At 52.5% G+C, this 26,516-nt stretch carries 26 protein-coding genes; 25 read left to right on the top strand and 1 reads right to left on the bottom strand.

Annotated features, from left to right (window positions below):
* Positions 1-583: 583 nt before the first annotated feature.
* From MOST_RS06045 to MOST_RS05925, 25 genes are all read left to right on the top strand, one after another.
* The gene (locus tag MOST_RS06045; protein ID WP_244266957.1) at positions 584-1,378 is read left to right on the top strand and encodes an IclR family transcriptional regulator; all 795 of its coding nucleotides are present in this window, start codon (positions 584-586) and stop codon (positions 1,376-1,378) included.
* Positions 1,379-1,449: 71 nt separating this feature from the next.
* On the top strand, positions 1,450-2,094 hold the full coding sequence (locus MOST_RS06040; protein WP_054935490.1) for a bifunctional 4-hydroxy-2-oxoglutarate aldolase/2-dehydro-3-deoxy-phosphogluconate aldolase: 645 nt from the start codon (positions 1,450-1,452) through the stop codon (positions 2,092-2,094).
* Between the two features lie 56 nt (positions 2,095-2,150).
* Positions 2,151-3,173 (top strand): 2-dehydro-3-deoxygalactonokinase, encoded by a 1,023-nt coding sequence (locus MOST_RS06035; RefSeq protein WP_277995671.1) that lies wholly within the window; start codon positions 2,151-2,153, stop codon positions 3,171-3,173.
* A gap of 249 nt (positions 3,174-3,422) precedes the next feature.
* Positions 3,423-4,439 (top strand): sugar ABC transporter substrate-binding protein, encoded by a 1,017-nt coding sequence (locus MOST_RS06030; RefSeq protein WP_054935488.1) that lies wholly within the window; start codon positions 3,423-3,425, stop codon positions 4,437-4,439.
* Positions 4,440-4,530: 91 nt separating this feature from the next.
* Positions 4,531-6,045, top strand: coding sequence for a sugar ABC transporter ATP-binding protein (locus tag MOST_RS06025; protein ID WP_208974770.1), 1,515 nt, complete (start codon positions 4,531-4,533; stop codon positions 6,043-6,045).
* Positions 6,038-6,970 carry an ABC transporter permease gene (locus tag MOST_RS06020; RefSeq protein ID WP_054935487.1) on the top strand — a complete coding sequence of 311 codons (933 nt, stop codon included), beginning with the start codon at positions 6,038-6,040 and terminating at the stop codon, positions 6,968-6,970. The genes MOST_RS06025 and MOST_RS06020 overlap by 8 nt, the downstream gene beginning before the upstream one ends.
* A 44-nt stretch (positions 6,971-7,014) precedes the next feature.
* Positions 7,015-8,139, top strand: a complete 1,125-nt coding sequence (locus MOST_RS06015; protein WP_054935486.1) for a pyridoxal-phosphate-dependent aminotransferase family protein — start codon at positions 7,015-7,017, stop codon at positions 8,137-8,139.
* A gap of 22 nt (positions 8,140-8,161) precedes the next feature.
* Positions 8,162-8,893, top strand: a complete 732-nt coding sequence (locus MOST_RS06010; RefSeq protein ID WP_054935485.1) for a flavodoxin family protein — start codon at positions 8,162-8,164, stop codon at positions 8,891-8,893.
* A 104-nt stretch (positions 8,894-8,997) separates the two neighbouring features.
* The gene (locus MOST_RS06005; protein WP_054935484.1) at positions 8,998-9,402 is read left to right on the top strand and encodes a 4Fe-4S dicluster domain-containing protein; all 405 of its coding nucleotides are present in this window, start codon (positions 8,998-9,000) and stop codon (positions 9,400-9,402) included.
* 19 nt (positions 9,403-9,421) lie between these two features.
* A complete protein-coding gene (locus tag MOST_RS06000) occupies positions 9,422-11,329 on the top strand; it encodes an aldehyde ferredoxin oxidoreductase family protein (RefSeq protein WP_054935483.1) in 1,908 nt (635 codons plus the stop codon).
* Between the two features lie 13 nt (positions 11,330-11,342).
* Positions 11,343-12,578 (top strand): S-methyl thiohydantoin desulfurase family protein, encoded by a 1,236-nt coding sequence (locus MOST_RS05995; protein ID WP_054935482.1) that lies wholly within the window; start codon positions 11,343-11,345, stop codon positions 12,576-12,578.
* Positions 12,505-12,762, top strand: a complete 258-nt coding sequence (locus MOST_RS05990; RefSeq protein ID WP_054935481.1) for a MoaD/ThiS family protein — start codon at positions 12,505-12,507, stop codon at positions 12,760-12,762. Before MOST_RS05995 ends, MOST_RS05990 begins: the two co-directional genes overlap by 74 nt.
* Before the next feature lie 25 nt (positions 12,763-12,787).
* The gene (locus MOST_RS05985; protein ID WP_244266956.1) at positions 12,788-13,741 is read left to right on the top strand and encodes an aminopeptidase; all 954 of its coding nucleotides are present in this window, start codon (positions 12,788-12,790) and stop codon (positions 13,739-13,741) included.
* Between the two features lie 24 nt (positions 13,742-13,765).
* Positions 13,766-14,917 (top strand): uroporphyrinogen decarboxylase family protein, encoded by a 1,152-nt coding sequence (locus MOST_RS05980; RefSeq protein ID WP_208974768.1) that lies wholly within the window; start codon positions 13,766-13,768, stop codon positions 14,915-14,917.
* Positions 14,918-15,036: 119 nt separating this feature from the next.
* Positions 15,037-16,152: an alanine dehydrogenase gene (gene ald / locus MOST_RS05975; protein WP_054935480.1), complete on the top strand. Its 1,116-nt coding sequence runs from the start codon at positions 15,037-15,039 to the stop codon at positions 16,150-16,152.
* A 156-nt stretch (positions 16,153-16,308) separates the two neighbouring features.
* Positions 16,309-17,370: a Glu/Leu/Phe/Val dehydrogenase dimerization domain-containing protein gene (locus MOST_RS05970; RefSeq protein ID WP_054935479.1), complete on the top strand. Its 1,062-nt coding sequence runs from the start codon at positions 16,309-16,311 to the stop codon at positions 17,368-17,370.
* 183 nt (positions 17,371-17,553) lie between these two features.
* Positions 17,554-17,757 carry a 4Fe-4S dicluster domain-containing protein gene (locus MOST_RS05965; RefSeq protein ID WP_054935478.1) on the top strand — a complete coding sequence of 68 codons (204 nt, stop codon included), beginning with the start codon at positions 17,554-17,556 and terminating at the stop codon, positions 17,755-17,757.
* Between the two features lie 20 nt (positions 17,758-17,777).
* Positions 17,778-18,848, top strand: a complete 1,071-nt coding sequence (locus MOST_RS05960; protein WP_054935477.1) for a 3-methyl-2-oxobutanoate dehydrogenase subunit VorB — start codon at positions 17,778-17,780, stop codon at positions 18,846-18,848.
* Positions 18,848-19,600 (top strand): thiamine pyrophosphate-dependent enzyme, encoded by a 753-nt coding sequence (locus MOST_RS05955; protein ID WP_181950082.1) that lies wholly within the window; start codon positions 18,848-18,850, stop codon positions 19,598-19,600. The genes MOST_RS05960 and MOST_RS05955 overlap by 1 nt, the downstream gene beginning before the upstream one ends.
* Positions 19,597-20,160 (top strand): 2-oxoacid:ferredoxin oxidoreductase subunit gamma family protein, encoded by a 564-nt coding sequence (locus tag MOST_RS05950; RefSeq protein ID WP_106007059.1) that lies wholly within the window; start codon positions 19,597-19,599, stop codon positions 20,158-20,160. Before MOST_RS05955 ends, MOST_RS05950 begins: the two co-directional genes overlap by 4 nt.
* A 32-nt stretch (positions 20,161-20,192) precedes the next feature.
* On the top strand, positions 20,193-21,272 hold the full coding sequence (buk, locus tag MOST_RS05945) for a butyrate kinase (RefSeq protein ID WP_054935475.1): 1,080 nt from the start codon (positions 20,193-20,195) through the stop codon (positions 21,270-21,272).
* 30 nt (positions 21,273-21,302) lie between these two features.
* The gene (locus MOST_RS05940) at positions 21,303-22,442 is read left to right on the top strand and encodes a pyridoxal phosphate-dependent aminotransferase (protein ID WP_054935474.1); all 1,140 of its coding nucleotides are present in this window, start codon (positions 21,303-21,305) and stop codon (positions 22,440-22,442) included.
* A gap of 591 nt (positions 22,443-23,033) precedes the next feature.
* Positions 23,034-24,062 (top strand): low-specificity L-threonine aldolase, encoded by a 1,029-nt coding sequence (gene ltaE / locus MOST_RS05935; RefSeq protein WP_083476422.1) that lies wholly within the window; start codon positions 23,034-23,036, stop codon positions 24,060-24,062.
* A 687-nt stretch (positions 24,063-24,749) separates the two neighbouring features.
* Positions 24,750-25,073 carry a hypothetical protein gene (locus MOST_RS05930; protein WP_129588668.1) on the top strand — a complete coding sequence of 108 codons (324 nt, stop codon included), beginning with the start codon at positions 24,750-24,752 and terminating at the stop codon, positions 25,071-25,073.
* 206 nt (positions 25,074-25,279) lie between these two features.
* Positions 25,280-26,200: a TIGR01777 family oxidoreductase gene (locus tag MOST_RS05925; protein WP_054935472.1), complete on the top strand. Its 921-nt coding sequence runs from the start codon at positions 25,280-25,282 to the stop codon at positions 26,198-26,200.
* On the opposite strand, the gene MOST_RS17620 is transcribed toward MOST_RS05925, so the two are convergent.
* The coding region (locus tag MOST_RS17620; RefSeq protein WP_211295965.1) for a hypothetical protein at positions 26,189-26,516 on the bottom strand (328 nt) is incomplete at its 5' end. The genes MOST_RS05925 and MOST_RS17620 overlap by 12 nt on opposite strands.

Below are 26,516 nucleotides of genomic sequence, written 5' to 3'. Positions count from 1 at the left end.
AAAGCGCCGCGTAGTTTGGGTTCGGCCGTTCCACACGCACCATTTCTAGCAGGTTCTTATCGTGCTTGAACATGCTATTCCCCCTTTCTAAGTCTATTATCCCATGCTGGGCTTCATGGTATGTACCTGGTTCAGCAGTGACGGATGGAATGGGCTGGAAAGAAATGTGGAAGTGCTGCCGCAGGAACTCCCGACCTGGTGGCGAATAGCAAAACACCCGGGGCTGGTCATGTTAGCTAATAATAATTCTGCTGTTCTGGCGGGCCCGAAGGGGATAAATTTCACCGGGGCCATCCTCTATCTATTGACCGCGACGGTCTCACCTTGTTTAATTAGGTAGCTAAGAACCGGGTAGTTGTTAAAAATATTTCTAAACACATAATAATCTTATGACAACTTTTTTCCATGGTGGAGCTAATGAGGCACTCCTAGAGGAAACGGGGAGGCAAACAAACAGGCTGGACCTTAAGGTGATATGCCAGGGCCTACTCTACATTAAAACCCTCAAAAAATTTTATTGGCCAGCAGGAATTTTGAATGGAACGTCGAATTATTATTACAGAAAGCAACAAAGTTGATTATTATGCAACACTATAAATATAAAGGTGGTTTTAATGTGCCGGAGGGCATACAATCTGTTCAGCGCGCGTTGTATATATTAGAACGACTGGCATCATGTAAGAACGGCGCCACAGCCTCGGAAATAGCAAAGGAACTAGGTGTTAATCGAAGTACCGTATTTAGGTTGATGGAAACATTAATTCACGAGGGTTATGTTAGGCAAGCGGCGATAACAAAGCGTTATTATCTAACTATGAAAGTCTTTTCCCTGGGGAGCAAGTTGCTAGATGAGATGGATATCCGGACATCTGCGAGGGGGATTCTAGAGGCCCTGCAAAAAGAAACGGGACACACAATCCATTTAGGGTTGCGGGATTTAAACGAAGTAGTTTATATTGACAAAATTTCCGGTACGAACCCTATTCAGATGTACTCTATGATCGGAAGGCGCGCGCCACTCTACTGTACGGGCGTGGGAAAGGCTATTTTAGCCTTTTTAAAAGAAGAAGAAATTGAATCATATATGCATAACATCGTGTTTACTAAATTTACGCCTAATACTATTACTGACCCGGAGCATTTAAAGCAAGAGCTAAATCAAATTCGCGACCGAGGATATGCTCTAGACCTCGAAGAACACGAAAATGGCATACGTTGTGTTGCGGCGCCTATATTTAATTATAATCATGAGGTAATTGGCAGTATAAGTGTAGCGGCTGTCGCCATTACCCTTGGGGAAAAAAACATTGAGGACTATGTTAGCGCCGTTATGCATGCGGCGAGAACTATAAGTGAATTACTGGGAGCCCGTATATGAAGTAGGAACAATTTTATTCTTTATCATCACAACAATGTTGCGACAGGAGCAACGATAAGGAGGAGTATGAAATGAAAAACATAGGAAAGGAAGAAATTACACAAGTAATCTTGCAGGAGAGACTAATAGCAATACTTAGGAACATTAAAGAGGAACAACTACTGAAAGTTATGGATGTTTTCGAGGAATCTGGAATAAAGGTGGCAGAACTTACTTTAAATGATCCTGAGGCTATTCGGCTATTGGATATGTTGACCAAGAGGTACAGCAAAAATATGTTGCTAGGGGCTGGTACAGTAACTTCGGTTGAAGCTGCCCGGCTGTCAGTAGAAGCAGGGGCCAAGTTTATTGTTATGCCTACAATGATGCCAGATGTAATACGGGCATGCAAGGACTTAAAGGTAACGGTTATACCCGGAGCCTTTTCACCGACTGAAATCCATCAAGCCTATCGCCTGGGGGCTGATATTATTAAAGTATTCCCAGCGAACAGTCTGGGTACTTCTTATTTCCGTGAAATGCAGGGACCAATGCCTGAAATACCGTTAGCTGCTGTTGGCGGGGTCACGCTGGAAAACGGGCGCGCCTTCCTGGAAGCAGGAGCAAGGGCCCTGGGTGTAGGTTCATCCCTTACACCTCGCGATATACTGGCGAAAGAGGACTGGCTGAAGCTGGCAGAGCTGGCGAAGCGGTTTAAGGAACTGGTCAATAAATAGAGGAACACATCTAAGATTTCTAATGCATGAGGTAGGGATGATATGCGTTGATAATTATGACCATAGATGGTGGTACAACCAATACCAGGGTGCGAATTTTGCAGGATGAAAAGTTAATTGGGAAGGCCCACTTACCTGTGGGAGTACGTAATACGGCTATCAGCGGGTGCAAGAAGGATTTGATGGAAGGACTGCGTAAGGCAGTAAATATAGCGTTGCAGTCGGCCCATATCAAGCAGCAAGATTTACAGTTAGTGACAGCCTCGGGTATGATTACATCTAACGTAGGAATTTACGAAATACCACATTTAAACACTCCTGCGGGTGTAGAAGAGCTCGCCGCAGCAAGCCACCTGGTTAGGATACCTGAACTCATAGATACTCCTATTCTCTTTATCCCGGGAGTTAAAAACGACTATTCTGACAAGGAGCCCGTTGAAAATCTTGAAGCTATGGATATCATGAGGGGAGAGGAAACCGAAACCCTGGGAATTCTAGCGCTCAAGTCCTTAAATGGGCCTCTGACTATGATCTTGCCGGGCTCTCATACCAAAATTGTTAAAATAAATGAACATAACCAGATTTCGAGCTGTCTCACTACCATGGCTGGAGAAATATTCAGTACCTTAGCCACCAAAACAATCCTGGCCGATTCTATACCTCAAAACCTCATTTCACATCTTGACCTGGAAATGATTTTAAGAGGTGCCGCTATATCGCGGAAGGTCGGTTTAACTAGGGGTTGCTTTTCAACGAGGATAATTAGCCAGTTTATTCCTGCTGATGGGGATAAGAGGGCAAGTTTCCTGTTGGGGGTCATTCTAGGTCAAGATTTAATTGCAATGAAAAACAGCAGAGCCTGCGCACCTGATTGGCATGGCAAAATCGTTATAGGCGGCCCCGCACCTTTAAGGCAGGCTATATACAGCTTGCTGGCGGCGGAACCCGAAGTTAAAGGAAAAATCATAGTACTGGATGATGAGACGGTGGAAATGTCGACCGCGGCGGGCGCCAGGAAGATTGGTTTGCATTACTTGCAGAGGTCAGGCAGGACAGTCAGTATAAAAAATCTTGCTTAGATAAAGCGATTTTGGTAATGCGGGGGGGGGTGAAAAGTCTATAGCATAACCAACAAAAGGTTGGGCGCAAGAGTGAAAAATAAGGAAGGGAGGATAGTGCCGTCAAAATTAAAAAAGACTTAATGAAGGAGTGGATGAGGGAGTAAATAATAAATAGTTTTCGCAGAGTGGGCAGTATACCAAACCAGCCCATGATTAAGTAGCGATCTTCTGGGGAACAGAAAAAATTTTATAAGGAGGCAAAAGAGCGTGTGGCGTAAATGGGTTGTAGCGTTGCTAGTGGCAATGTTTGCTTTGTCGCTAGTTGGCTGTTCCTCTCAATCCACCAACAAGACAAGTGAATCCTCCGGGGGAGGGCAAACGGCTGCTACTGAGCCGGGTAAACCCCAGGCTGGTGCTCCTAAAGATGATAAGAACCTTAAAATTGGTGTGGTGGTAAACGGGCAGGGTAACTTTTTTAATACCGGTATATACCAGGAGACTATCCGGCTTATTAAGGAGAAGGGCGGTACCCCTCTTGCTCTGGACAGCCTGGGCCAGCGCGAAAAGATGCTAAGTGATATTGAAACCCTTATTCAAAATAATGTAGACGCTATCATCGTGCTGCTGGGTGACCCGACGTTCCTGGAACCAGCTCTAAAAAAGGCTAAAGAGAAGAATATACCATGGATCAGTGTTGCCTCTGGTTTCAACCCGCTGGTAGATCTCGAAATTGATTCCAATGACTGGGCTATGGGTGCCAAAGTAGCAGCTTACTTGGCTGCGAGACTGGGCGGGAAAGGTAAGATTGTCGAAATATACGGCGACTTGATTATGCCAACCAGGGCTCGCGCCGAAGCTCTACGAGCTGTCTTGAAAGAGTATCCTGAAATTCAGATTGTGGAACGCCATTCTTACGCCTGGCCAGGTTTCCTGGACGATTGCAGGAAATGGATGGAAACAGTTTTGCAAAAATATCCCAACCCTGGAGATATTCAGGCTGTATTCGCTGCATTTGATGGCGCTGGTATGGGGGCTGTTCAGGCTATCGAGGCTGCCGGTCGAAAGGATATTTTTGTAGTCGGGATCGATGGCGATCCTCTGGCCTACGACAATATGAGGAAAAAGGGAGCTTTTGCAGCTACATCCGCTCACGATATGAAGGGAATGGCGGAAAAAGCGGTGGAATGGGCTTTCAAGATGGCCAAGGGCGAAAAACCGCCTGTTAAAATGATGTTTATTGACAGCCCACTGATTACCCAGGAAAATGTTCCACCTGCTCAATAGCTGACGGCCAACTAACTGCGATTACGGAAGGCTATTGGTGCTGCTACCCCGCTGGCGGCACCCATTAGCCTTCTTATATGGGGGCGGTATCTTGCAGAACAACGTTCTTGAGATGAGAAACATATCAATGCAGTTTCCTGGGGTTAAAGCCCTGGATAACGTTGATTTTTCAGTACTGAAAGGTGAAATTCATGCGCTGGTAGGCGAAAATGGTGCGGGTAAGTCGACGTTAATCAAGATCCTTGGGGGAGTTTATCCTCCCACAGAAGGCGAGATATTAATTGCCGGCAAGAAAGTGAATTATACCAGCCCGCAAGAGGCTACTACTGCAGGAATCAGTATTGTACACCAGGAGTTAAACGTGATTCCGTATATGAGCGTGGCAGAAAACTTATTTATTGGAAAGTCGTTACCCAGGAAGCGAACGGGGCTAGTGGACTGGTTTAAACTCTATCAAGATGCAAAGACGAGGCTAACTGTTGTGGGCCTTCAAGACTTAGTTCGCCAGCCGGTAGGACGCCTTAGTGTTGCCCAGCGCCAGTTGTTACAGATCGGGCGAGCAGTATCTTTTGGGGCTAAAATTGTGGTTTTTGATGAGCCTACCGCATGCCTGAGCCGTACTGAGGTAGACAACCTTTTTACAGTAATCCGCAACCTCAGAGACCAGGGGACTTCTATTATCTACGTTTCCCACCGTTTAGAGGAGATATTTGAACTGGCAGACCGTGTGACAGTGTTAAGGGACGGTAAAAAGGTGGGGGTTTATAGAACTCAGGAGGTTACGCCCCAGCAAGTAATAAACCTGATGTTAGGGAAAGAACTGGCCAGCGAAGGGCGCAGGATGAGCTGTATGACTGATCAAGTAATTTTGAGGGTCGAAGGCCTTTCTTCCGATACCGGCGTAAAAGAAGTGAATTTCGACCTCCATCGGGGTGAAGTACTAGGTATAGCGGGTGTGGTGGGGTCCGGGAGGACAGAGGTCGCCCGGCTCTTGTTCGGAGTAGATAAACCAACTGGTGGCCGCATTATGCTGGACGGAGAGGAGCTGACGCCCCACGGAATCAGGAAAGCTATCCGGGCAGGCATAGCCTTCATTCCCGAAGACCGGCGCTATCAGGGACTGGTCCTTAATATGAGTGTGAAAGAAAACGCCACGCTGGTCTTTTTGAAGAATCTGGCCCGTTGCGGATTTATACACCACGCTAGGGAGAAGAAAGTTGTCGGTAACCTCATCAATTCCCTGTCTATAAGGCCGCCTGAAGCGAATCGGCTGACGAGGTATCTGAGCGGCGGAAACCAGCAGAAGGTGGTCCTGGCGAAATGGTTAGCTGGCAGGCGGCCCAAGGTGGTCATTCTTGACGAGCCGACCCAGGGGATAGACGTGGGAGCCAAGGCGGAAGTGCACCAACTTATTGATAATCTAGCTAGGAACGGGGCGGGTATATTACTAATCTCGTCTGATATGCAGGAACTTCTTAACTTATGTGACCGGATCATTGTAATGGTACGTGGTAAGATAGTAAAGCACCTTAACCGGGATGAGGCCACAGCGAACAAGATACTGGAGTATGCCATGAGAAAGGAGAATAATATCAAGTATGCCTAGTGTACTGAGAAAGTACGGTACTATTATAGGTTTCGTTATACTTTGCCTTATTTTCTCCATACTTTCGCCAGTGTTTCTGACAGTCAATAATCTCACCATGGTCCTTCTTCAAGGAAGCATGTTAACAATCATAGCTCTGGGGACCACTGCAGTTATGGCTGCTGGCGGGTTTGATATGTCCTTTGGGTCTGTTTGTGGCTTGATTGGGGTTCTGGTAGCGGGGATGCTAGTCCACAAGGTATCAATACCTGTGACGATTATAGCGGGAATTTTGATCGGGGCTGTTTTCGGGAGTATTAACGGCCTCCTGGTCACGGTTTTCGGAATCGCCGATTTCGTGGCAACCCTCTCCACCATGTCCATAGCCCGTGGTCTTAACTATTTTTACACTAAAGGCGACCCTATTTTTATGGGAATCCCGCAAGAATTTAAGATTATAGGTCAAGGGAAGATTGGCTCTATAGGCTATCCGGTTCTGATTATGTTGGTAGTACTCGTTCTTCTCTATATATTTATGAACCATACAGTAACTGGCAGACAGATATATGCTGTAGGAGGAAATAAGACTGCGGCCAGGCTGTCGGGTATCAATGTACGCTGGATCAGGATCCTATCTTTCATTATTGGTGGTGCAGCAGCGGGGTTAACAGCCGTTATTTTGACGGCCAGGTTAGGATCCGGGCAACCTACGGCTGGCGAAGGCTTCTTGCTCGACGGCCTGGCGGCGGTTTTCCTGGGCATGACTATGGTTAAAGAGGGCGAGCCTCACATAATCGGCACCTTTATAGGCGCTCTGATAATGGGGGTCTTGGTAAACGGTCTCAACCTGCTGGGCGTACAGTATTTCTTCCAGGACATTTTGAAGGGCCTTATCATACTGGCAGCTGTTGGTTTGACCACCATGGGCCGGCGAAAAGAGGAGTAGGCATTTAGTTTTGACTTGGCGGTTCAACCTGGGAGGCAAACAAAATGCAGAAGCCGCTGTTGATGATACCCGGTCCCTGCGCTTTAACCGGAGAGGTACAGGCGGCCATGAGCCAGCCCCTGGTACCTCACTACGGGGAAGAGTGGGTGCGGGAATACAACGAGACAAGGAATAGCCTTAAACCTTTGCTGGGGACTAAAGAAAAAGTGTATTTAACTGTAGGTTCGGGCCACGCGGGTATAGAGGCTGCCGTAAATGCCCTGGCAGGCTGCGGGGAGAAAATGCTGGTGGTAGACAATGGCTTTTTCGGAGAGCGGATCGCCTGCATTGCCCGGAGCTACGGCATTAAGGTAGTGCTGATTAAGGAGGAATGGGGCAAGCCGGTGGATCCGGCATTGGTAGAAAAAGCTCTCGAAGATGAAAGGGATGTAAGGGCATTAGCAGTAGTCCACGGTGAAACTTCGACCGGCGTGGTTAACCCCATTAAAGAAATTGGGGAAATTACTTGCCGGCGGGGCATCCCCCTTTTTGTAGACGCTGTGTGTTCAGTAGGAGGCATGGAGTTTTTGATGGATGAGTGGGGAGTGGACGTGTGCGTGACTGCTTCCCAGAAGGGCCTTGCGGCGCCACCAGGACTGGCCATCATTGCTCTAAGCGAAAAGGCGCAAGGCTTCCTCGCGGCCCGCAAATCCCCACCGGTTGGGTGGTACCTCAATCTTCAAGTTTGGCAGGAATTCGAGGAGAAGCAAGGCCATTTCCAGCCCTATGGTATTACCATGGCGGTAAACAACGTCCGGGCCCTGAAAGTGAGCCTGGATCAGATACACCAGGAAGGGCTTAAGCAGCGGTTCCACCGGCATGAGCAAGTTGCCCGGCGTATCAGGGAAGGAGTGGCTGCCTTAGGCTTGGAAACGCTGGCGCAGGGAGAAGCGCTTCCTCTAGTTACGGCCATTAAGTGCCCGCCGGGCGTTAAGGCGGAAGAAATAGTCTGCTTTTTAAAGGAAAAGCATGACATTTATATAAGTGGGGGCCTGGGCCCGCATAAGGAAGACACCTTTAGAGTAGGCCATATGGGGGCCATGGCCACCCTGGAAGCGGCCGAAAGTTTCCTAGAAGCTCTGGGGGATTTCCTAAAACAACACCGCCAGATCAGAAGTTGTACCAGTTAGAGTACGGTTAGGAGGGGATTGGATGATAAAGGTTTTGGGGATCTGTGGAAGCCCCAGGAAGGGGAACAGCCAGTATCTACTGGAGAAAGCCCTAGAAGCTGCCCAGCAGGTTGCACCAGGTGAAGTGATAACCGAACTGTATTCCATCCGGGGGAAAAAGTTTGCACCCTGTATATCTTGTTCTAGATGTGGCAACCAGCAAGGTGATTGCATTTTAAAAGACGATTTCCAGGAGCTAAGGGAAAAGTGGATAGAGGCGGATGCTATTATATACTCGGTGCCGGTGTATCATATGGGCATTCCGGCCCAGCTTAAGGCTTTCATAGACCGTCTGGGCAACAGCCTGTTCGGTCGCTATGCTAACCTCTTTGACGGGGAGGCTACGCTGCCAAAAAGTTTAAAGGTGATCGGTGCCATTGCCCAGGGTGCCCACCTGTTCTCAGGCCAGGAGCATACCATTACCGATATTATTAACCATGCCCTCGTGATGGGGTGTGTGCCGGTGACGGGTGACATGTGGGAGGCATATATCGGTGCCGCGGCCTGGACCTATAACGATGGGGGGCGGAATGTGCTAGAGAGTAAGGAGAATGACGGAAGCCTGGACATGAGAGTGGCGTTGCGCGGGGCGGCCAGCATCGGGCGCCGGTCGGCCGAACTGGCCCTGATCCTTAAGGCTGGCGGCCAGGCGTTAAGCGGCCGGCTAAAGCAGGATCCTATTTACCGGCCGTTCCTGGATCGTGTCCAGGGTTAAATAAACCGCGGCTTCCGGCTGGGCATTCCGGAGCGTACAAGCGCACTTTCGGGAAGCCGTCGGGTTAGCGGATGGGGAGAATACGAGCGGAGGAGGTTGTAACAGTGGGGAAGATAGTGGTGACTCCAGAGAATTGTACAGGGTGCAAAGCCTGTATGATGGTTTGCTCCCTGGTACACGAAAAAGCGGCTAGCTATCGCCGTTCGCGTATCAGGATCAAAAAGAACGAGGAGATTGAGGAAGCAACACCGGTGGTATGCCAGCAATGCGATGAGGCACCCTGCATGGACGTGTGCCCTGTGGAAGCCATACGGAGAAATGAAAAAAACGAGGTCCTTCTCTTTAGCGACGAATGTACCGGATGCCAGCTATGTATTGAGGCGTGCCCGTATGATGCTATCTTTTTTGATGCCGAAAAGGGAGCGGCATTTAAGTGCGACCTGTGCGGAGGAGAACCTGCTTGCGTCACCATGTGTAAGCTCCCGAGGGCTATCCGGTACGAAAGCTGAGGCGAAAGGAGGAGTACTCATGACCAAGGAAAAGGTTATTCTGCAAGTGGACTTGTCGGCGGGCAGGACCTGGACCGAGCCCATCTCTAAGGAACTGGAAGCCGCCTTTCTCGGCTCGCGGGGGATTAACGCCAAACTCCTCTGGGATCTTGTTAGACCGGGCACCGATCCCCTGGGGCCGGAGAACGTGCTTATCTTTGGCGCAGGGAAACTTAGCGGCACCGGCGCTCCTTCCAGCGGCCGAACTACCATTACCTGCAAGAGCCCGGCTACTGGTCTTTACTTGAAGGCTAATTCGGGGGGGCACTGGGGAACAGAATTACGGTACGCTGGTTACGACCACGTGGTAGTTCGCGGGGCGGCTGCCCAGCCAGTTTATATATACATCGAGGACGGCCTTGTGGAAATACGGAGCGCCGCCCACCTATGGGGTAAAGACGTGCGCGAAACAACCCGGATCCTGCGAGAGGAGCTGGGTGAGGAAATCGAGGTGGCCTGCATTGGGCAGGCGGGAGAGAACCTGGTCAGGATGGCCGGGGTCATGTGTTCGATTTACAATACGGCAGCTCGCGGAGGCGCGGGAGCCGTGATGGGATCCAAGAAACTGAAAGCTATTGCGGTCAAGGGCAGCGGTGAAATAGCCTTGAAGGACCCCGCAACCTATTGGAAGGTGGTACAGGAGTGCGTAAAAGGGCTCCTGGCAGATTCGGGTGCCAGCGGTCTGCACGCCTACGGCACTTCTGGTTCTGTGCTTCCCTTAAATGAGCTTAGGGGCTTTGCCGTCGACAACTGGCGTCGGGGTTCTCATCCCAATCTGGAAAAAATTAGTGGACAAACTCTGGCCGACAAATACCTGAAGCGCAAGGTGGGCTGCAACAGCTGCATTTTAGGCTGCCACAGGTACACTGAGCTGGACCATGGCAAATATGCCGGTAGTTATTCCGGCGGTCCTGAACTTGAAACCCTGGGGGCGTTGGGTTGCGGGTGCGGTGTGTATGAGTGGGAATATATCCTGAAGGGCAATGAACTCTGCAACATTTACGGAATGGATACCATCTCCGTGGGTAATGTAATAGCCTGGGCTATGGAATGTTATGAGCGCGGGGTTCTGACCAAGAAAGATACCGGCGGTCTTGAGCTTACCTGGGGTAACGGGGAAGTCGTAGTGGAGATGGTCAGGCAAATCGCCTTCCGGCAGGGCTTAGGCAATCTGCTGGCCGAAGGAGTCCGGCGGGCGGCCCAACAGGTGGGCCAGGACTCCTGGAAGTGGGCGATTGAGGTCAAGGGGCTGGAGCAGTCCAGGGTGGACACGCGGAAGGCCATGGCTTATGCTCTGGCTTTCGCGGTCAACCCGCGGGGGGCCGATCATCTGCACACGGAGACCTTTGCGGAATTTGGCTTGAGTCCGGAAGCCAGGGCAATCATTAAAGACATCACCGGAGACGAAAAATATGCCAATCCTTATTCAACCGATAAGAGGGCGGAAATCGTGCGGTGGCATGAGGATTGCTACGCGGTAACCGATTGCCTAGGATTCTGTGCTTTCACCACCACTGCCCTCTTTGGGGTTACCCCTGACCGTATGGCCCGGCTGTTCGCTGCCGCTACTGGCCTGGAAATGTCGGAAGAAGAGATTATGAAGGCCGGGCGGAGGATAATGAACCTGGAAAAAGCCTTCAACGTTCGTGAAGGGGCCGCTCGGCAGGATGATACCGCGCCCTGGCGACTTCTGAACGAGCCAGCTCCTGACCTTCCTGAGGGAGCTACCGTGCTTTCCCAGGAAAAGCTCGACGAAATGCTGGATGCCTACTATATCCTGCATAACTGGGATCTGAAGACCAGTTGGCCCAAGCGGGAAACGCTGGTAGAGCTAGGGCTGGATGAAGTAGCCAGAGAACTGGAAGCCATGGGAAAACTTCCCGGGTAAAGGAGAGAGTGCAATGGTAGGCTACAGGATAACACCGGCAGATATTGATCCCCTCCTGGAGGGACTCGCGATCCTGGGAACCGGTGGGGGAGGCAACCCTGAGTGGGGTCGTGCCATCCTGGAGAAGGACCTGGCCGCGGGGAGGGAGTTGGTGCTGGTCGATCCCGACCAGATACCAGACGATTCCTTGGTAGTCTGCGGCGGAATTATGGGCTCGGTTAAGACCTTGGAGCAGTGGAGCATCCATGACTTGCTCGACCGGTGGGAGAAGAAATTTGAACTACTGGAAGCCACCAGGGCCATGGAGAGGTATTTAAACCGCCGGGTGGACTATGTAGTACCCTTTGAGGTAGGCGGTCTCAATACCCCTGTAATGCTTTCCCTGGCCGCGCGGCTGGGCGTTCCCGCTGTAGACGGAGATGCCCTGGGGAGATCGGCCCCGGAGACCCAGATGACCAGTTTCCTGGGCCACGGGATTTCCCTGACACCCATGCCGCTGGTAGATGCCAAGGGTAATACCATAATCGTGACTGAGCAGGTCGACCCGGTATTTGCCGACGAGATCGGCCGCTGGATGGTGACGAAGGGGGGCGGTCTGGGGGCTAACAACCATTACCCCATGTCCGGTGAACAACTGAAGCAAGCTGTCATCCCGCGAACCATTACCAAAGCCATGGAGATCGGACGGGCGGTCCTGGCCGCCAGGGTCGAAGGTAAGGACGCCGTCCGACGGGTGGCCGAGGTAATGGGAGGGAAGTTCCTATTCCGCGGGACGGTGGAGAAGGTGGAAGGTGAAGATAGGGGAGGCTTTTACCTTACTAACGTCTGGATGAGCGGCGAGGATGATTGCGGTCAAGCCCGGGCCCATATGGTCATCAAGAATGAGACCATGGTCCTGTGGATAAAGGACGAACTCAAGGCGGTTTTCCCCGATCTGGTATGTATGCTGGATCCCGAATCGGGCCGGGGCATTATGAGCGTTGATATAGAGGAAGGTAAGCCTATGGCGCTGGTGGGCGTGCCGTGTCACCAGCGGCTGCGGGAAGGCATGAAGTCGCCTCAAGGGGCAAGGGCCTTCGGCGGGGCCCGGTACGGGCACCCGGAACTAGAATACACGCCTATTGAAACAGTTGTAGCCGCTATCCCCCACAAAACCAGGAAGGAGGGAAGCTTTGGTGAAGATTTTCCTGCGGTTTACTGGGGGCAGCAGTACAAAATTTCACAGGGCCCAAGAGGAACTAGAAGTTGAACCTGGTACCACCGTTAGGCAGGTCATCAAACTCCTGGATGGCCCGGCCTTGGAAGGGCCGGGAGATAAGCTGCCTGTAGCAGTGATAGTGAATGGCCGCAGCATCTATACCCTGGACGGCCTGGAGACGGTGGTCAAGGATGGTGATACAGTAGTATTTGTGCCGTACCTGGCAGGCGGTTGATCGGGGGCGAAGGGTGTTGGAAAAGGTGGAATTAAAAGAGATAGCGCGTCGGGCACTTGTGGAATGTATGGCGCTGCAAAACAACGAGACGGCGCTGGTGGTAACCGATGGAACGGTGCCAGAGGTGGCAGGTGCCTTCTGGCAGGCGGCCCGGGAGCTAACGCGCGAGGCCATATGGATGGAATTCCAGCCGCGCTCCCGGCACGGGGAAGAGCCCCCTGCGGCGGTGGCTGCATCTATGACCGCCGCCGATGTATTACTGCTCCCAACCTCCAGGTCTCTTTCCCACACCAGGGCCCGCCGAAAGGCCTGCGAGACGGGTGCCAGGGTAGCCAGTATGCCGATGATTACTACTGAAATGATGGCGCGGGCTCTGGCGGTGGACTATGAGGCCATGCGCTCCCTGACCAGAAAATACGTGGAGGTACTCACTGCGTCCGGGGTTGCCCGTGTGACCTCTCCTGGGGGGACGGATATAACCATGGAGCTCAAGGGCCGTATAGGGTTCATGGATGCAGGTGAACTGCAGCAGCGCGGGGCCTCGGGCAACCTTCCCGCGGGAGAAGCCTATATAGCCCCACTAGAAGGGTCGGCTGAAGGAGTAGTGGTGCTGGATGGTTCGCTGGCTGGCTGGGGCCGGCTGGAGGAGCCCATTATCATCGAGGTGAAAGAAGGTTTGGCTGTCCGGGTGGAAGGTGGTGAGGCCGCGAGGTGGCTGTGGGAGTCTCTGACCAAGTGTGGTGAGGCGGGCACCGCTCTGGCCGAACTGGGTATTGGCACCAATGAAAAGGCTATTGTGAGCGGCAACATTTTGGAAGACGAGAAGGCCATTGGAACCGTTCATATTGCCTTTGGGGATAACAAAGGTTTCGGCGGAAAAGTTGAAGCCGGGATCCACCTGGACGGGCTAATCCTTAAGCCGACCGTTGAGGTGGACGGAGAGGTTGTAATTAAGGAAGGCAGATTGCTGCTTAGATAACTTATGAGGGAGAGGTGTAAAGCCATGCAGTCAAGAGAACGAGCTCTAATGGCTTTGCGGCACCAGGAGCCTGACCGGGTACCATTTGATTTGTGGGGCACTGTTACTACCGGTATTCACCGCATCGCCTATCGTAACCTCCTGGATTACCTAGGTAAGACACATTATGAAGTAACAGTCGGGGAGGTTCACCAGCAGCTCGCCGCAGTCCATGAGGACATTTTGCAGCTCCTTAAGGTGGACTTCCGGCCGGTATTTTCTAAGCCGCCGAGAGGGTGGCAACTTGAATTTCAGGAAGATAGCCAGTACATCCGGTTTAAAGACCAGTGGGGCATCGGCTACAGGATGCCCCGGGACGGTGGGCTGTACTTCGACCTGGAAACGCACCCCTTTGCCGGCTTTACCACTCCGGATGAAGTAATTAACTACAAGATACCGGACCCGGCCGATCCGAGCCGCTTAGAGGGAGTAGAAGAAGAGGCCCGGCGCCTGGCAGAAACCACCGGAGCAGCGTTATGTCTTGCCGGAGTATCGGCGGGCTTCCTGGAAATGGCTTATTGGCTGAGGGGATACGAAAACTTCTTTGTGGATCTAGCCTGCGATCCCAAGATGGCGAACGCCATCCTGGATAAGACGGTGCAGATAAAGATCAAGTACTGGGAGGCGGCTCTGTCCAAGCTGGGCCACCTGGTGGATGTCGTAGTAGAAGCGGATGATTTTGCCTCGCAATTCGGTATGATAATTTCACCGGATACCTACCGGAGATATATCAAGCCACGGCAGAAAGAATTGTTTGGTACCATCAAGAAATATTCCAACGCCTACATTTGTTTCCATTCCTGCGGTGCCGTATATGAAATCATTCCCGACCTTATCGAGGCCGGGATAGATGCTCTCAACCCGGTCCAGGTGAGTGCGAAGAACATGGACACCAATAGACTCAAGAAGGAATTCGGAGATGTGCTCACTTTCTGGGGTGGCGGCGTAGATACCCAGCAGGTGCTCAACCACGGCACTCCTCAGCAGGTGAAGGACGAGGTCAAGCGGCGGATTGATGATCTGGCGCCGGGCGGCGGTTTTGTCTTTACACCGGTGCATAACGTGCAGCCGGACGTCCCGCCCGAGAATTATATGGCCATGTGGGAAGCCTGGGAAGAATACGGTAAATACAGGTAAGTCCATCAGTTACCCGACGCCGTAATCGGGTTAACAGGTGCAAGGCTAAAGAGGGTGAGGCCGCCTAGCCACTAGGAAACCTCAACCCAGACTACAAATAAGTGAGGCGGAAAGGATAAATGATTGTCGGGGTTCCTAAGGAGATTAAGAATAGCGAGAACCGGGTGGGCATGGTTCCTGCCGGCGTTATGGCCCTTGTGCAGGCGGGGCACCAGGTCCTGGTAGAGAGTTCGGCGGGGTTGGGCAGCGGTATAACCGATGAGGAATATATCAGAGCTGGGGCAGAAATCGTTGGCTCCGCTGAAGAAGTGTATGGGCGAGCAGACATGGTAGTGAAGGTTAAAGAACCCTTGCCGGCCGAATATCCGTTGTTCCGGGAAGGGCAAGTATTGTTCACCTATCTTCACCTGGCCGCGGATGCCCCTCTTACCAAGTGCCTAGTTGATAAGAACGTAGCAGCTATCGCCTACGAAACTGTGACTGCCACCGATGGAAACCTCCCTCTGCTTACTCCCATGAGCGAAGTGGCAGGGAGGATGGCCGTGCAGATTGGAGCTTACTTACTGGAAAAGCATAGCGGCGGTGCCGGGCTGCTTCTGGGTGGTGTTCCGGGTGTTCCTCCAGCTTCGGTGACCATAGTTGGCGGCGGAGTGGTCGGTACCAATGCCGCCAAGATTGCTGTGGGTATGGGAGCACGGGTAACTATCCTGGACATCAATGCCGAAAGGTTGAGATACCTGGATGATATTTTCCAGGGCCGCGTAGAGACCCTGATGTCCAATAGCTACAACCTGGCTGAAGCGGTGAAAGGCGCTGACCTGCTGATCGGCGCAGTACTCATCCCTGGCGCCAGGGCACCCCGGTTGGTAACGGAGGAAATGATCAAAGCCATGAAACCCGGCTCTGTAGTCGTAGATGTGGCCATAGACCAGGGCGGGTGCATCGCCACTATCGACCGGGTGACCACCCATGCTGAACCCACCTATATAAAACACGGCGTAGTGCATTACTCGGTAGCCAATATACCAGGCGCGGTTCCCCGTACTTCTACTTTTGCCCTTACCAACGTGACGTTGCCCTATGTCCTCGAAATAGCCAACAAGGGGTATTTGCGGGCCATTGAGGAAAGTCCGGGTTTGGCGGCAGGGGTTAATGTAATCAACGGTAAAGTCACGTGCAAGGGTGTAGCCGAAGCAGTGGGCCTGCCTTTCTATGAGTTGAAGGAAGCCCTCTAAGAAAGAGCCAAAACCCTAATGGTTTTCCGGGATGTTTCTGGCAATGCTCTGGGTTATAAGGCAAATACTCATCTTGTGGTTCAAAGGGAACGGTGCCGGCAGTCTACTAACTGCCGGCACTACTTCGGCAGTCACACTTTACGGAGGTTAAACCCTATGGAGAACTTCAAGTACATGGAGAAATACGGATACGAGCAACTAGTAATGTGCCATGACAGGACCAGCGGCCTTAAGGCCATTATATGTATTCACGATACCACCCTGGGGCCTGCCCTGGGCGGCCTGCGCATGTGGCCTTACGCTAGTGAAGAAGAAGCGGTTCTTGATGCTCTCCGCCTGGCCCGTGGCATGACCTACAAGAACGCTGCCGCGGGTCTCAATCTTGGCGGGGGGAAGGCGGTCATCATAGGTAACCCCAGGACTGACAAAAGTGAGGAACTCTTCCGCGCCTTCGGCCGCTTCGTTGACACCCTTGGCGGTCGCTACATTACGGCTGAAGACGTGGGCACTTGCGTAGGCGACATGGAATATATCCGCCTGGAGACGAAATATGTGGCAGGCCTGGCCGACCTCAGCGGCGACCCCTCGCCGGTTACAGCTTACGGTACCTACATGGGTATGAAGGCCACCGCTCTTATTGGCTGGGGAAATGATTCCCTTAAAGGCAAGGTAGTGGCTGTTCAGGGTCTCGGACACGTAGGCTATGCCCTCTGTCGCCGCCTGGCGGAGGAAGGAGCGAGGCTCATCGTGACTGATCTTGATCCCAAAGCAGTGGACAGGGTTGTTAGAGAATTTAAGGCTACCGCTGTAGCACCAGAAGATATCTACGGGGTTGAATGCGACATTTACTCCCCGAACGCCCTGGGTGGAACCATTAACGACCAGACTATTCCCCAGCTCAAATGCAACGCCATCGTAGGGGCCGCTAACAACCAGCTTAAGGAAGAGCGACACGGTGATATCCTCCATGAAAAGGGCATTTTGTACGCCCCGGACTATATCGTTAACGCCGGCGGTGTAATCAATATCGCCGAGGAGGTGCGAGGGTACAACCAGGAGCGAGCCCTGAAGAAGGCTGCTGGCATCTACGACAGAGTCCTCAAGGTATTCAAGATAGCCGAAGAATATAAAATTCCTACCTACGTGGCCGCCGACCGTCTGGCTGAAGAGCGCATCGCACGCATCCATAGCATCCACCACACTTACGTTCCCCGATAACACCGGGAGATATAGCGGGGATCAACGGTGGAGGCACACCAGGCCTGCCGTTGATCCCGGACAAGCGCGGCGTGTTGGGTATCGGCACTTCCGGGAGGGTTTCTCTGTCTCTATTGCTGGCTGAAGGCTCTGGCTGCGGCCTGGGCAAGCCGCAGGAAAGCATTCGGAAAAGGGGGAACTAGATTGCCGGTTAAGTTCGATGAAGAACGCTGCAAGGGCTGCGAGCTATGCGTGGCCTTCTGCCCGAAGAAAATCATCTACTTGGACAGGGATCGGTTGAACTCCAAAGGCTTTCACCCAGCGGTTGTGACCGAAGAGGATAAATGCATAGCCTGCGGGTTCTGCGCCCAGATGTGCCCGGATGTGGCAATTTCCGTATACCGCTAGGAAGGGGGTAGGTGGCCGCAATGGGTAACCGGATATTAATGAAAGGAAATGAAGCCATAGCAGAAGCGGCCATTCGGGCCGGTTGTCGTTTCTTTGCAGGTTATCCCATCACACCCCAAAATGAAATTCCAGAATATATGTCCCGTAGGCTACCCGAGGTCGGCGGCACCTTTGTCCAGGCCGAAAGCGAAGTTTCGGCCATTAACATGCTTTACGGAGCTTCCGGCGCTGGCGCCCGTGTAATGACTTCATCGTCTAGCCCGGGGATCAGCCTTATGCAGGAGGGTATATCCTACCTGGCTGCCACTGAATTGCCGGCGGTCATCGTCAATATGGTTCGCGGTGGGCCGGGCTTGGGGGGCATCCAGGCGGCGCAGAGCGATTATTTTCAGGCAACCAAGGGTGGTGGCCATGGCGATTATCACCTGATCGTCCTTCTACCAGCTTCCATTCAGGAGATGGTCAATTTGACACGCCTGGCCTTCGATCTGGCCGATCGGTACCGCAATGCGGTAATGGTTTTAGCTGATGCGGTCCTGGGACAAGCCATGGAGCCGGTAAGTTTTGTGGATGAGCCTTTTACCGAAAAGCCTTTTAGGCCGTGGGCTACTACAGGCTGGAAGGGAGACCGGCCGCGCAACGTCATTAATTCCCTCTACCTGGAGCCGGAGGAACTGGAAAAGCTTAACCTGAGGCTACAGAAAAAATACGCCGAGATTTCGGCCCGCGAGAAACGCTGGGAGACAGTTAACCTAAGCGATGCGGAAGTGGCCCTGGTGGCTTACGGCACCACTGCTCGCATATGCCGTAATGCTATGGAAAAAGGGCGTGCCGAGGGCCTGGAGATAGGCCTTATCCGGCCCATAACCGCCTGGCCCTTCCCCGAGCAGCCCTTTGAGGAGGCCCTGGCCCTGGGCATTAAGAAGTTTCTGGTGGTGGAGATGAATTATGGCCAGATGGTGGAAGATGTCTGCCTGGTAATAAACGGCCGGGGTGAAGTGGCGTTCTTCGGCCGTGCCGGTGGTATGATGCCGACACCGGCCGCTATCGTCCAGGAAGTGCGCAAGCTCATAGGGAGGGGTAACTGCTGATGCAAGTTGTCTTTGAAAAGCCCAGAACCCTCACGGACATCCCCACCCATTATTGTCCGGGTTGCACCCATGGCATCATTCACCGCCTAGTAGCGGAAGTAATAGATGAATTAGGCGTGCAGGAACGGACCGTTGGCGTAGCCTCCGTGGGCTGCTCGGTCCTGTCCCATAAATACTTTAGTGTAGACATGCAGGAGGCGGCCCATGGCCGGGCTCCAGCCGTTGCTACAGGTATAAAGCGGGTCTTGCCAAACAATGTGGTTTTTACTTACCAGGGGGACGGGGATCTAGCCTCCATCGGTACAGCGGAGATCGTACATGCCGCTGCCAGGGGTGAGAATATCACTGTTATTTTCGTCAATAACGCTACTTACGGGATGACCGGCGGCCAGATGGCCCCCACTACCCTCTTGGGCCAGCTGGCGACTACTGCCTCGGGTGGCCGGAAGGCAGGACGGGAAGGCTATCCGATTCGAGTCTGCGAGATGCTCGCAACCCTGGACGGCACGACCTATGCTGCACGCGTCACCGTCACCGACCCGGCTGCAGTGATCAAGGCCAGGCGTGCGATTAAGAAAGCGTTTCAATTCCAGTTGGAAGGCAAGGGTTTTTCCCTGGTGGAGGTCTTATCGACCTGTCCGGTCAACTGGGGTATGACGCCTGGGGAAGCTCTGAAGTGGCTGAAGGAGAATATGATCAGTTATTATCCCTTGGGCGAGTTTAAAGATGGCGGGGAGGTGCCGGCCCAGTGACCCATGAAGTTGTCATAGCCGGTTTTGGTGGCCAGGGAGTCATGCTAATTGGCGAAATTCTGGCTTATGCCGGTATGTTGGAAGGCAAAAATGTCTCGTGGATGCCGTCCTACGGCCCAGAGATGCGCGGCGGCACAGCTAACTGTTCGGTAGTGGTATCCGACCAGGAAGTTGGGTCGCCGGTTGTAGCCGAGCCTACTGGAATCATTGCTATGAATGGGCCTTCCCTGGACAAATTCGAGGGCAGCGTCCGGCCGGGAGGGCTCATAGTAGCCAACCTTTCCCTTATCAACCGCAAGGTTAAACGCGAGGACGTCAAAGTGATTGAGGTGCCTGCTAACGACGTAGCTGTCGAACTCGGCAACTTCCGTGTGGCCAATATGGTAGCGCTGGGCGCCTTATTAGGTGCCACCCGCTGCGTGTCCAAAGCCTCTGTCCTAGAGGCACTTAGACATATGCTCTCCGGACACCGGCAGGACCTTATCCCCCTCAATGAAAAGGCTCTGAACCGGGGAATTGAGATAGCCCTGGCCAGCGGGCACTACGCTTGCGCGAATTAGTGCGCGCCTTTGAAAGCTGAGAGGATGAGATGATGAGCCAAGAAGTGTTCTATATCCTGGCCATCAACCCGGGCTCAACTTCGACGAAGCTCACCGTCTACGAAAACGAGAAACCGCTCTTTCAAAAAACCGTGTATCATTCAGCCCGGGAACTGTCGTCTTTCGACGGGGACATTTCGGCCCAATACGAATACCGGAAGGAGCAAGTCCTGAAATACCTGGCCCAATCTGACTTTGACCTGGCGAAATTGTCGGCCGTAGTTGGCCGCGGTGGCCTGCTCAAACCCATTGAGGGTGGAGTATATCTCATTGATGAGCGCGTCATCGAGGACGCGCTCATAGGTGTTCAGGGCCAGCATGCCAGCAATCTCGGTGTGCAGCTGGCCAAAGGTATCGCAGATAACTACGGCGTCCCTTCCTTTTTCGTTGACCCGCCGTCCGTCGATGAATTTGAGCCCCTCGCCAGGCTCTCGGGCCTGCCAGAGTTGCCACGCCGGAGCATACTGCACGCCCTCAACCTCAAGGCAGTAGGCCGGCGTATGGCGGGTGATATCGGCCGCAAATTTGAAGACCTGAATCTCATTCTAACCCACCTCGGCGGCGGAATCTCGGTGGTGGCCAGTAGGCGTGGCCGTTTTATCGATGGTAACAACGCCACCGAAGAAGGGCCCTTTTCACCGGAACGCTCAGGTCACGTGCCTGTGCGCGGCCTTATACAGCTGTGTTACAGCGGCAAGTACAACGCCAGGGAGCTGGACCGCAAACTAGTCGGCCAGGGCGGCCTGGTGGCCTATTTGGGAACTAATGATGCCTCCGAGGTCGAGAAACGGGTTAAATCCGGCGATGCCAAGGCCCGGTTAGTATTCGAGGCTATGGCTTACCAGGTGTCCAAGGAGATCGGTGCCATGGCCTGCGTTCTTGCCGGTAAGGTGGATTACATTGTGCTTACAGGCGGCCTGGCCTTCTCGGAAATCTTCACGGGATGGGTCCGCGGGCGGACCCATTGGATTGCCCCTGTCCTTGTATACCCGGGCGAGGAAGAAATGCGGGCCATGGTGGAGGGTGCATTGCGGGTACTCCGGGGGGAAGAAAAGCCCCGGGTTTACCCCTAAAGCTACCAGGAGCAGGAGGTTAGTAAAATTATGCCGGAACTATCAAAATTAGTAGCCGGGCTAAAAAGGTCTGGAATAAGGGAAATTGGAGATTTAGCCGCGGGCATGGAAGGGGTCATCTCTTTACAAATAGGCGAACCCCTTTTCAGTACACCACCGCATATAATTGACGCAGCCTGCGAAGCGGTGAAAGCCGGTTTTACTAAGTATACCCCCAACCCGGGTCTTCCGTCCGTACGGGCGGTTATTGCGCGGCGCTTGAACGAAGACTATCAGTTAAAGCTTACACCCGAGAATGTGGTGCTTACTGTAGGAGGGATCGGGGCGTTAGCGACAGCTATTCGAGCTCTGACAGACGCGGGTGACGAGGTTCTAATCCCCGATCCTGGTTGGCCTAATTACGAGATGACTGTGGAATGCGCTGACGCTGTGCCACGTCGCTATGAACTCGACCAGGCCCGGGGGTTCATCCCGGCTATAGAGGATTTAGAAAAACTTATAACCCCTAAAACCAAAGTGCTTCTAATCAACTCGCCCTCCAATCCCCTGGGCACGGTTTTTCCCGGGGCTATAATGAGGGAACTGGTGGACTTTGCCAGGAGGTATGACCTCTACATTGTTTCGGATGAGGTTTATGAGAAGATCATATACGACGGGAAACACGCCAGCGCCCTTTCCTTCGATACCGACGGGAGAGTGGTAGGGATTTTTAGCTTTTCTAAAACCTATGCCATGACGGGTTGGAGAGTAGGTTATGCGGTAGCTGCCGAACCGCTGGCAAGACAGATTGCCAAGCTGCAAGAAGCGTACGTATCCAGCGCCGCTGCTGTTTCCCAGAAGGCCGCAGAAGCCGCCATTACCGGGGCGCAGGATTGCGTTGAAAACATGCGGAAGGCGTATGAGGAAAACCGGAACGTCGCCTGCCAGGTGCTGGACAGTTTCGGCATCAACTACCAGAAACCCCTAGGCGCCTTCTATATGTGGGTTGAGGTAAACTGCGAAGATTCCACCGAGTTTGCTAAAAGGTTGCTGATCGAACAAAAAGTGGCGGTAGCGCCTGGAACTACCTTTGGGCCTTCGGGCAAGCGACATATAAGGATTTCCCTTGCTTCACCTAGGGAAGCCATCCGCGAAGGGTTGCACCGGTTAGGTCTTATGCTTAAATCATAGGGTATAATTGTTAGGAGGATTGGGGCGCAAGCGGATGTGAGCAACCAGCACTTGTATCATGTGGAATTGTTTAATGTTAAAGGCAGGCTGAAGAATGGAGGCCTATCTTAGAGAAGTGGCCCTACCGTTTTTCCGGCAGCGAGGTTTTCAGGTCAGCCTCGGTCTGTATGTTCCATGTCGAGTGGTTTAACTCGCACGGCGAGCCCGGCGAACTGGAGGAATTTTTCCTGCGGTTGGCCCCTGCCTTACTATAGACAGCGCGGGTTTTTCGTCAAGCTTTTTGTAACCCAGCATGAGCTGGGCCCCCGGGAATTCTGGTTTGTTACTCAAATGGAAGGGTTTGCTTCCTTAGACCGGTGGCCGGAAATGGCTGCCGGTTAACGTGAAGGGCAGGGGATCATGACACGCCTGTTATCCTTAATAACTATCCCGCGGGGCAGTATCGTAAAAGAAGTGGGATGAGAAGGGGCCAAGATCGCGCCTACTGGTGCAACAGCGCTGGACAATTTGCTGGCAACTGCGAAAGTGCGGTACCAGCATTTATGCCCGGTAACCCTTCCAGATACTAGTCCAAAACATGGGGGCAAGAGTATGAAAATCATAGATCTGCGCAGCGATACTGTCACCGTACCCAGTGAGGAAATGCAAGCGGCCATGGCCCGCGCCGAGGTGGGTGATGATGTTTACGGAGAAGATCCTACCGTAAAAGAGCTGGAACAGGCTGCGACTGATTTGCTGGGCAAGGAAGCAGCCCTTTTTGTAGCCAGTGGCACCATGGCCAACCAAATCGCCCTTCTGGCACACACGGAACGGGGCAACGAGGTTATTGTAGATGCGGAATCCCATATTTACTATTATGAAGTGGGCGCTGCAGCCATGCTGGGAGGCGTGCAACTAAAGCCCCTGGAAGGTTTGCTGTCCAGCGAGGGGCCGGAGGTTTTGCGCAAAGCTTTCCGCCCGCCCGATATCCATTTTCCTATTACCAGGCTTGTCTGTCTAGAGAATACCTTTAACCGAGGTGGTGGGACCGTTATATCGCCCGCCATAAGTAAGGCTATATATGACCTAGCGAAGGAACGTGAACTGACCGTACATTTGGACGGGGCAAGGATCTTCAATGCCGCCTTAGCGTTGGGCTGCGATGTGCGTGAGTTTACACGCTTTTGCGATAGCGTAATGTTTTCCCTTTCTAAGGGATTGGGCGCCCCGGTGGGTTCCCTGCTGGCGGGCAGCCAGCAATTTATTGAAAAGGCGCGGCGCTACCGTAAAGCGCTGGGCGGAGGATGGCGGCAGGCCGGTGTTTTGGCGGCCGCGGGCCTGGTGGCTTTAAAGAATATCCCACACCTGGCAGAAGATCACGCTAATGCGCGCTACCTGGCCGAAGGTCTCGCTGAAATCCCGGGGCTGCAGGTAGACTTAAGTAAAGTAGTGACCAATATAGTAGTAGCAAAAGTGGTGGGCCGCTGGACGGCCGCCGAATTCGCCGAAGAACTGGCGCGGCAGGGCGTGAAATGCAACGCCTGGGGTCCTGACACCGTGCGGTTTGTAACCCATAAAGACGTCTCCCGGGCGGATATTGAAACAACCCTGTCCATTGTTAAAAAAATCCTGCGCCTGTAAATTCACCTTTCTTTTCCAAACTAGAAAAACACTAACTAAAATGGACCGCAATACAAGGGAACGCCTGGCAAGGGTGATTGAAGGACTTAGGAAATACCCGCCTGAAGGTGATATCCGGGCACTAGTGGGCAGGCCCGGGCAATTAAGGTGCCGCGTGGGACAATGGGGGATTATCTTCCGGCAGGATATATAAAGGTCCATAGCGGAAATAGGCGCTTTTTTCCCGAGGGGTGAGGCGTTTAAGAAATAATAATCTGGGCAGATGTAGCCAATAAGCTAATCCCGGTTTACACGGGATTTTTTTATTTTCGTGGCGTGACCATCAAAAGGCGTTATGGGCGTACTATAATTAACGAAAACAGTAGCTCCTGGCAAATTGAAATCAAATAATGGTGGAGATGCCTGGCTATTGAACTTCTAAGGACGTACCTATGGGCCATTACTCCGGCGGAGCTAGTGGAGGGAATGGAGCCGGCAGCTATTGGTATGCCTGGGGTTGCCGTTATGATAGATAACTGGGGGAACCTAAGGGTGCCCCTGGTATAGGCTATCTCGGACATCGGGGCTGCTACAAATTATAACCGCCCGTGACCGGGAACCTTTTAGCATATAGAAGCGTCATATTTAATAAAGACCTCTAAAACCAATTAGACCGCATTATTAATAGTCTTGGGGATGGCGGAATAATTGACTACTCTCGCGATCAAGAAGTTTAATCTGGAAGGGGGGATTAATAAAATGGTAGGTAAAACCTATCGGGCAATGCTGTTGTTTTTACTGGTGCTTTTGACAACCGGTTGCGGGTTGAATAATACCGGGATTAAGCAAGCCCGCTTGCAGGCAGAGGTTGACCAATACCTGGCAGCGATGACCCCGGGTTTAACGAGGGCCCAGGAGTTGGGGCTGGTAACACCCCTTAACATAGAAATACCAGTGCCCGCTGCCAATACCGCCGTTCACCTAGAAAAGATCTGGTACAATAGCATGAAAGAGGTGAAGTTGGAACTATAGGCGGGGGTAGCACAAACCGCGAAGGTGTCACTATTAATCCTGCCTTTATTGAACAGTCGCAACGTCTGAATGTAAAAATAGTAAAAATAGCTAAATTGCCCTATGCCTTAAACGGCTCGTGGTTGCTTGAAATAGAGCTTAATAATTCGGGAGGGAAACAACGGTAACCTACGTACATTTTTAGAAGCAGGAAAGGTGGGTTGGCTTTGAAAATATTAATCACCGGCGGTACAGGCCTTTTAGGACGTTCCCTTTGTACAAAACTCCTACAGGCAGGTCATGATCCAATAGTTCTTTCACGTAACGCAGCGGCAGCGAGGGGTAGGTTAACCCCCGGGGTTCAGCTTATCCAGTGGCAGCCGGGCGTGGAAAGGGTACCCTTGGAGACCCTGGAAGGTGTAGAAGCGGTTATCAACTTGGCCGGGGAAAATATCGGCGCCGGGCGCTGGACTGCTTCGAGAAAACAGCTTATTATGCAAAGCCGTTTGGGTTTCACCCGGGCATTGACAGAATCCTTTCAAAAGTTAAAACAGAGCCCCAGGGTATTCATTAGCGGGTCGGCAGTTGGCTATTATGGCCCCCATGGTGACGAAGAACTAACCGAGGCATCGCCGCCGGGGCATGACTTCCTGGCTGAAGTCTGCCAGGCCTGGGAGGAAGAAGCCAACCGGGCCAGGGAATTAGGAGTGAGGGTAGTAACCATACGTACCGGCATCGTCCTGGCCAGGGAAGGAGGAATCCTGCCGCGTATGGTTACCCCTTTTCTTTTGTTTCTTGGCGGGCCGTTAGGCAGCGGCCGGCAGTGGGTTTCCTGGATTCACATTGCTGATGCTGTAGGTATCATCCAGCTGGCCCTCGAACATACAACCGTGGCTGGACCGCTAAATCTCACCGCACCCCAGCCGGTACGGATGGAGGAATTTGCCTCGGTCCTGGGAAGAGTGATGAAGCGGCCTTCCAGTTTGCGAGTACCGGCATGGGTGCTGAAAATGGCCTTAGGGGAAATGGCCAATCTTCTCCTTACCGGCCAGCGGGTGCTACCTGCCCGGGCTTTGCAGGAAGGTTACCAGTTTCGCTATCCCGGGTTAGCAGGTGCCCTGGAAGATTTGCTTATCTTATCTGGATAGATTGTAGGCCCACATAGTAACATTTTTAGGTTTAAGAGAAGAGGAATAATAAGCTTTTACTGGCCCAAACCCCACAGGCTCCCAGGAAAATAGGGATAAAGCTTCCTCACGTAATACCCGAAATAAGGAATAGTTGAAATAAGATTGCCTTAACAGACTGAAAAAAAGGAATAAGTAAAGCCTTTTTGAAGCATTCCTGTAATGATGTAAGGTAGGTGTTGCCAATAAAAAAGCCTCCTGGTAAAAAAATAATAGACCAAAACAAACAAACCAACCAGGAGGCGAGAAACCGAATGAATGAGGTGCAAAAGAAATT

The organism is Neomoorella stamsii, from assembly GCF_002995805.1.
GTDB lineage: Bacteria > Bacillota > DSM-521 > Neomoorellales > Neomoorellaceae > Neomoorella > Neomoorella stamsii.
Note: the sequence above shows the minus strand (reverse complement) of the source record. Positions and strands in the feature narration are given on the sequence as shown.

Coding starts and splice junctions, on each gene's coding strand:
- MOST_RS06045 (WP_244266957.1), top strand. CDS start 584: ATGCAACACTATAAATATAAAGGTGGTTTTAATGTGCCGGAGGGCATA.
- MOST_RS06040 (WP_054935490.1), top strand. CDS start 1,450: ATGAAAAACATAGGAAAGGAAGAAATTACACAAGTAATCTTGCAGGAG.
- MOST_RS06035 (WP_277995671.1), top strand. CDS start 2,151: ATGACCATAGATGGTGGTACAACCAATACCAGGGTGCGAATTTTGCAG.
- MOST_RS06020 (WP_054935487.1), top strand. CDS start 6,038: ATGCCTAGTGTACTGAGAAAGTACGGTACTATTATAGGTTTCGTTATA.
- MOST_RS06015 (WP_054935486.1), top strand. CDS start 7,015: ATGCAGAAGCCGCTGTTGATGATACCCGGTCCCTGCGCTTTAACCGGA.
- MOST_RS06010 (WP_054935485.1), top strand. CDS start 8,162: ATGATAAAGGTTTTGGGGATCTGTGGAAGCCCCAGGAAGGGGAACAGC.
- MOST_RS06000 (WP_054935483.1), top strand. CDS start 9,422: ATGACCAAGGAAAAGGTTATTCTGCAAGTGGACTTGTCGGCGGGCAGG.
- MOST_RS05995 (WP_054935482.1), top strand. CDS start 11,343: ATGGTAGGCTACAGGATAACACCGGCAGATATTGATCCCCTCCTGGAG.
- MOST_RS05980 (WP_208974768.1), top strand. CDS start 13,766: ATGCAGTCAAGAGAACGAGCTCTAATGGCTTTGCGGCACCAGGAGCCT.
- ald (WP_054935480.1), top strand. CDS start 15,037: ATGATTGTCGGGGTTCCTAAGGAGATTAAGAATAGCGAGAACCGGGTG.
- MOST_RS05970 (WP_054935479.1), top strand. CDS start 16,309: ATGGAGAACTTCAAGTACATGGAGAAATACGGATACGAGCAACTAGTA.
- MOST_RS05960 (WP_054935477.1), top strand. CDS start 17,778: ATGGGTAACCGGATATTAATGAAAGGAAATGAAGCCATAGCAGAAGCG.
- MOST_RS05955 (WP_181950082.1), top strand. CDS start 18,848: ATGCAAGTTGTCTTTGAAAAGCCCAGAACCCTCACGGACATCCCCACC.
- buk (WP_054935475.1), top strand. CDS start 20,193: ATGAGCCAAGAAGTGTTCTATATCCTGGCCATCAACCCGGGCTCAACT.
- MOST_RS05940 (WP_054935474.1), top strand. CDS start 21,303: ATGCCGGAACTATCAAAATTAGTAGCCGGGCTAAAAAGGTCTGGAATA.
- ltaE (WP_083476422.1), top strand. CDS start 23,034: ATGAAAATCATAGATCTGCGCAGCGATACTGTCACCGTACCCAGTGAG.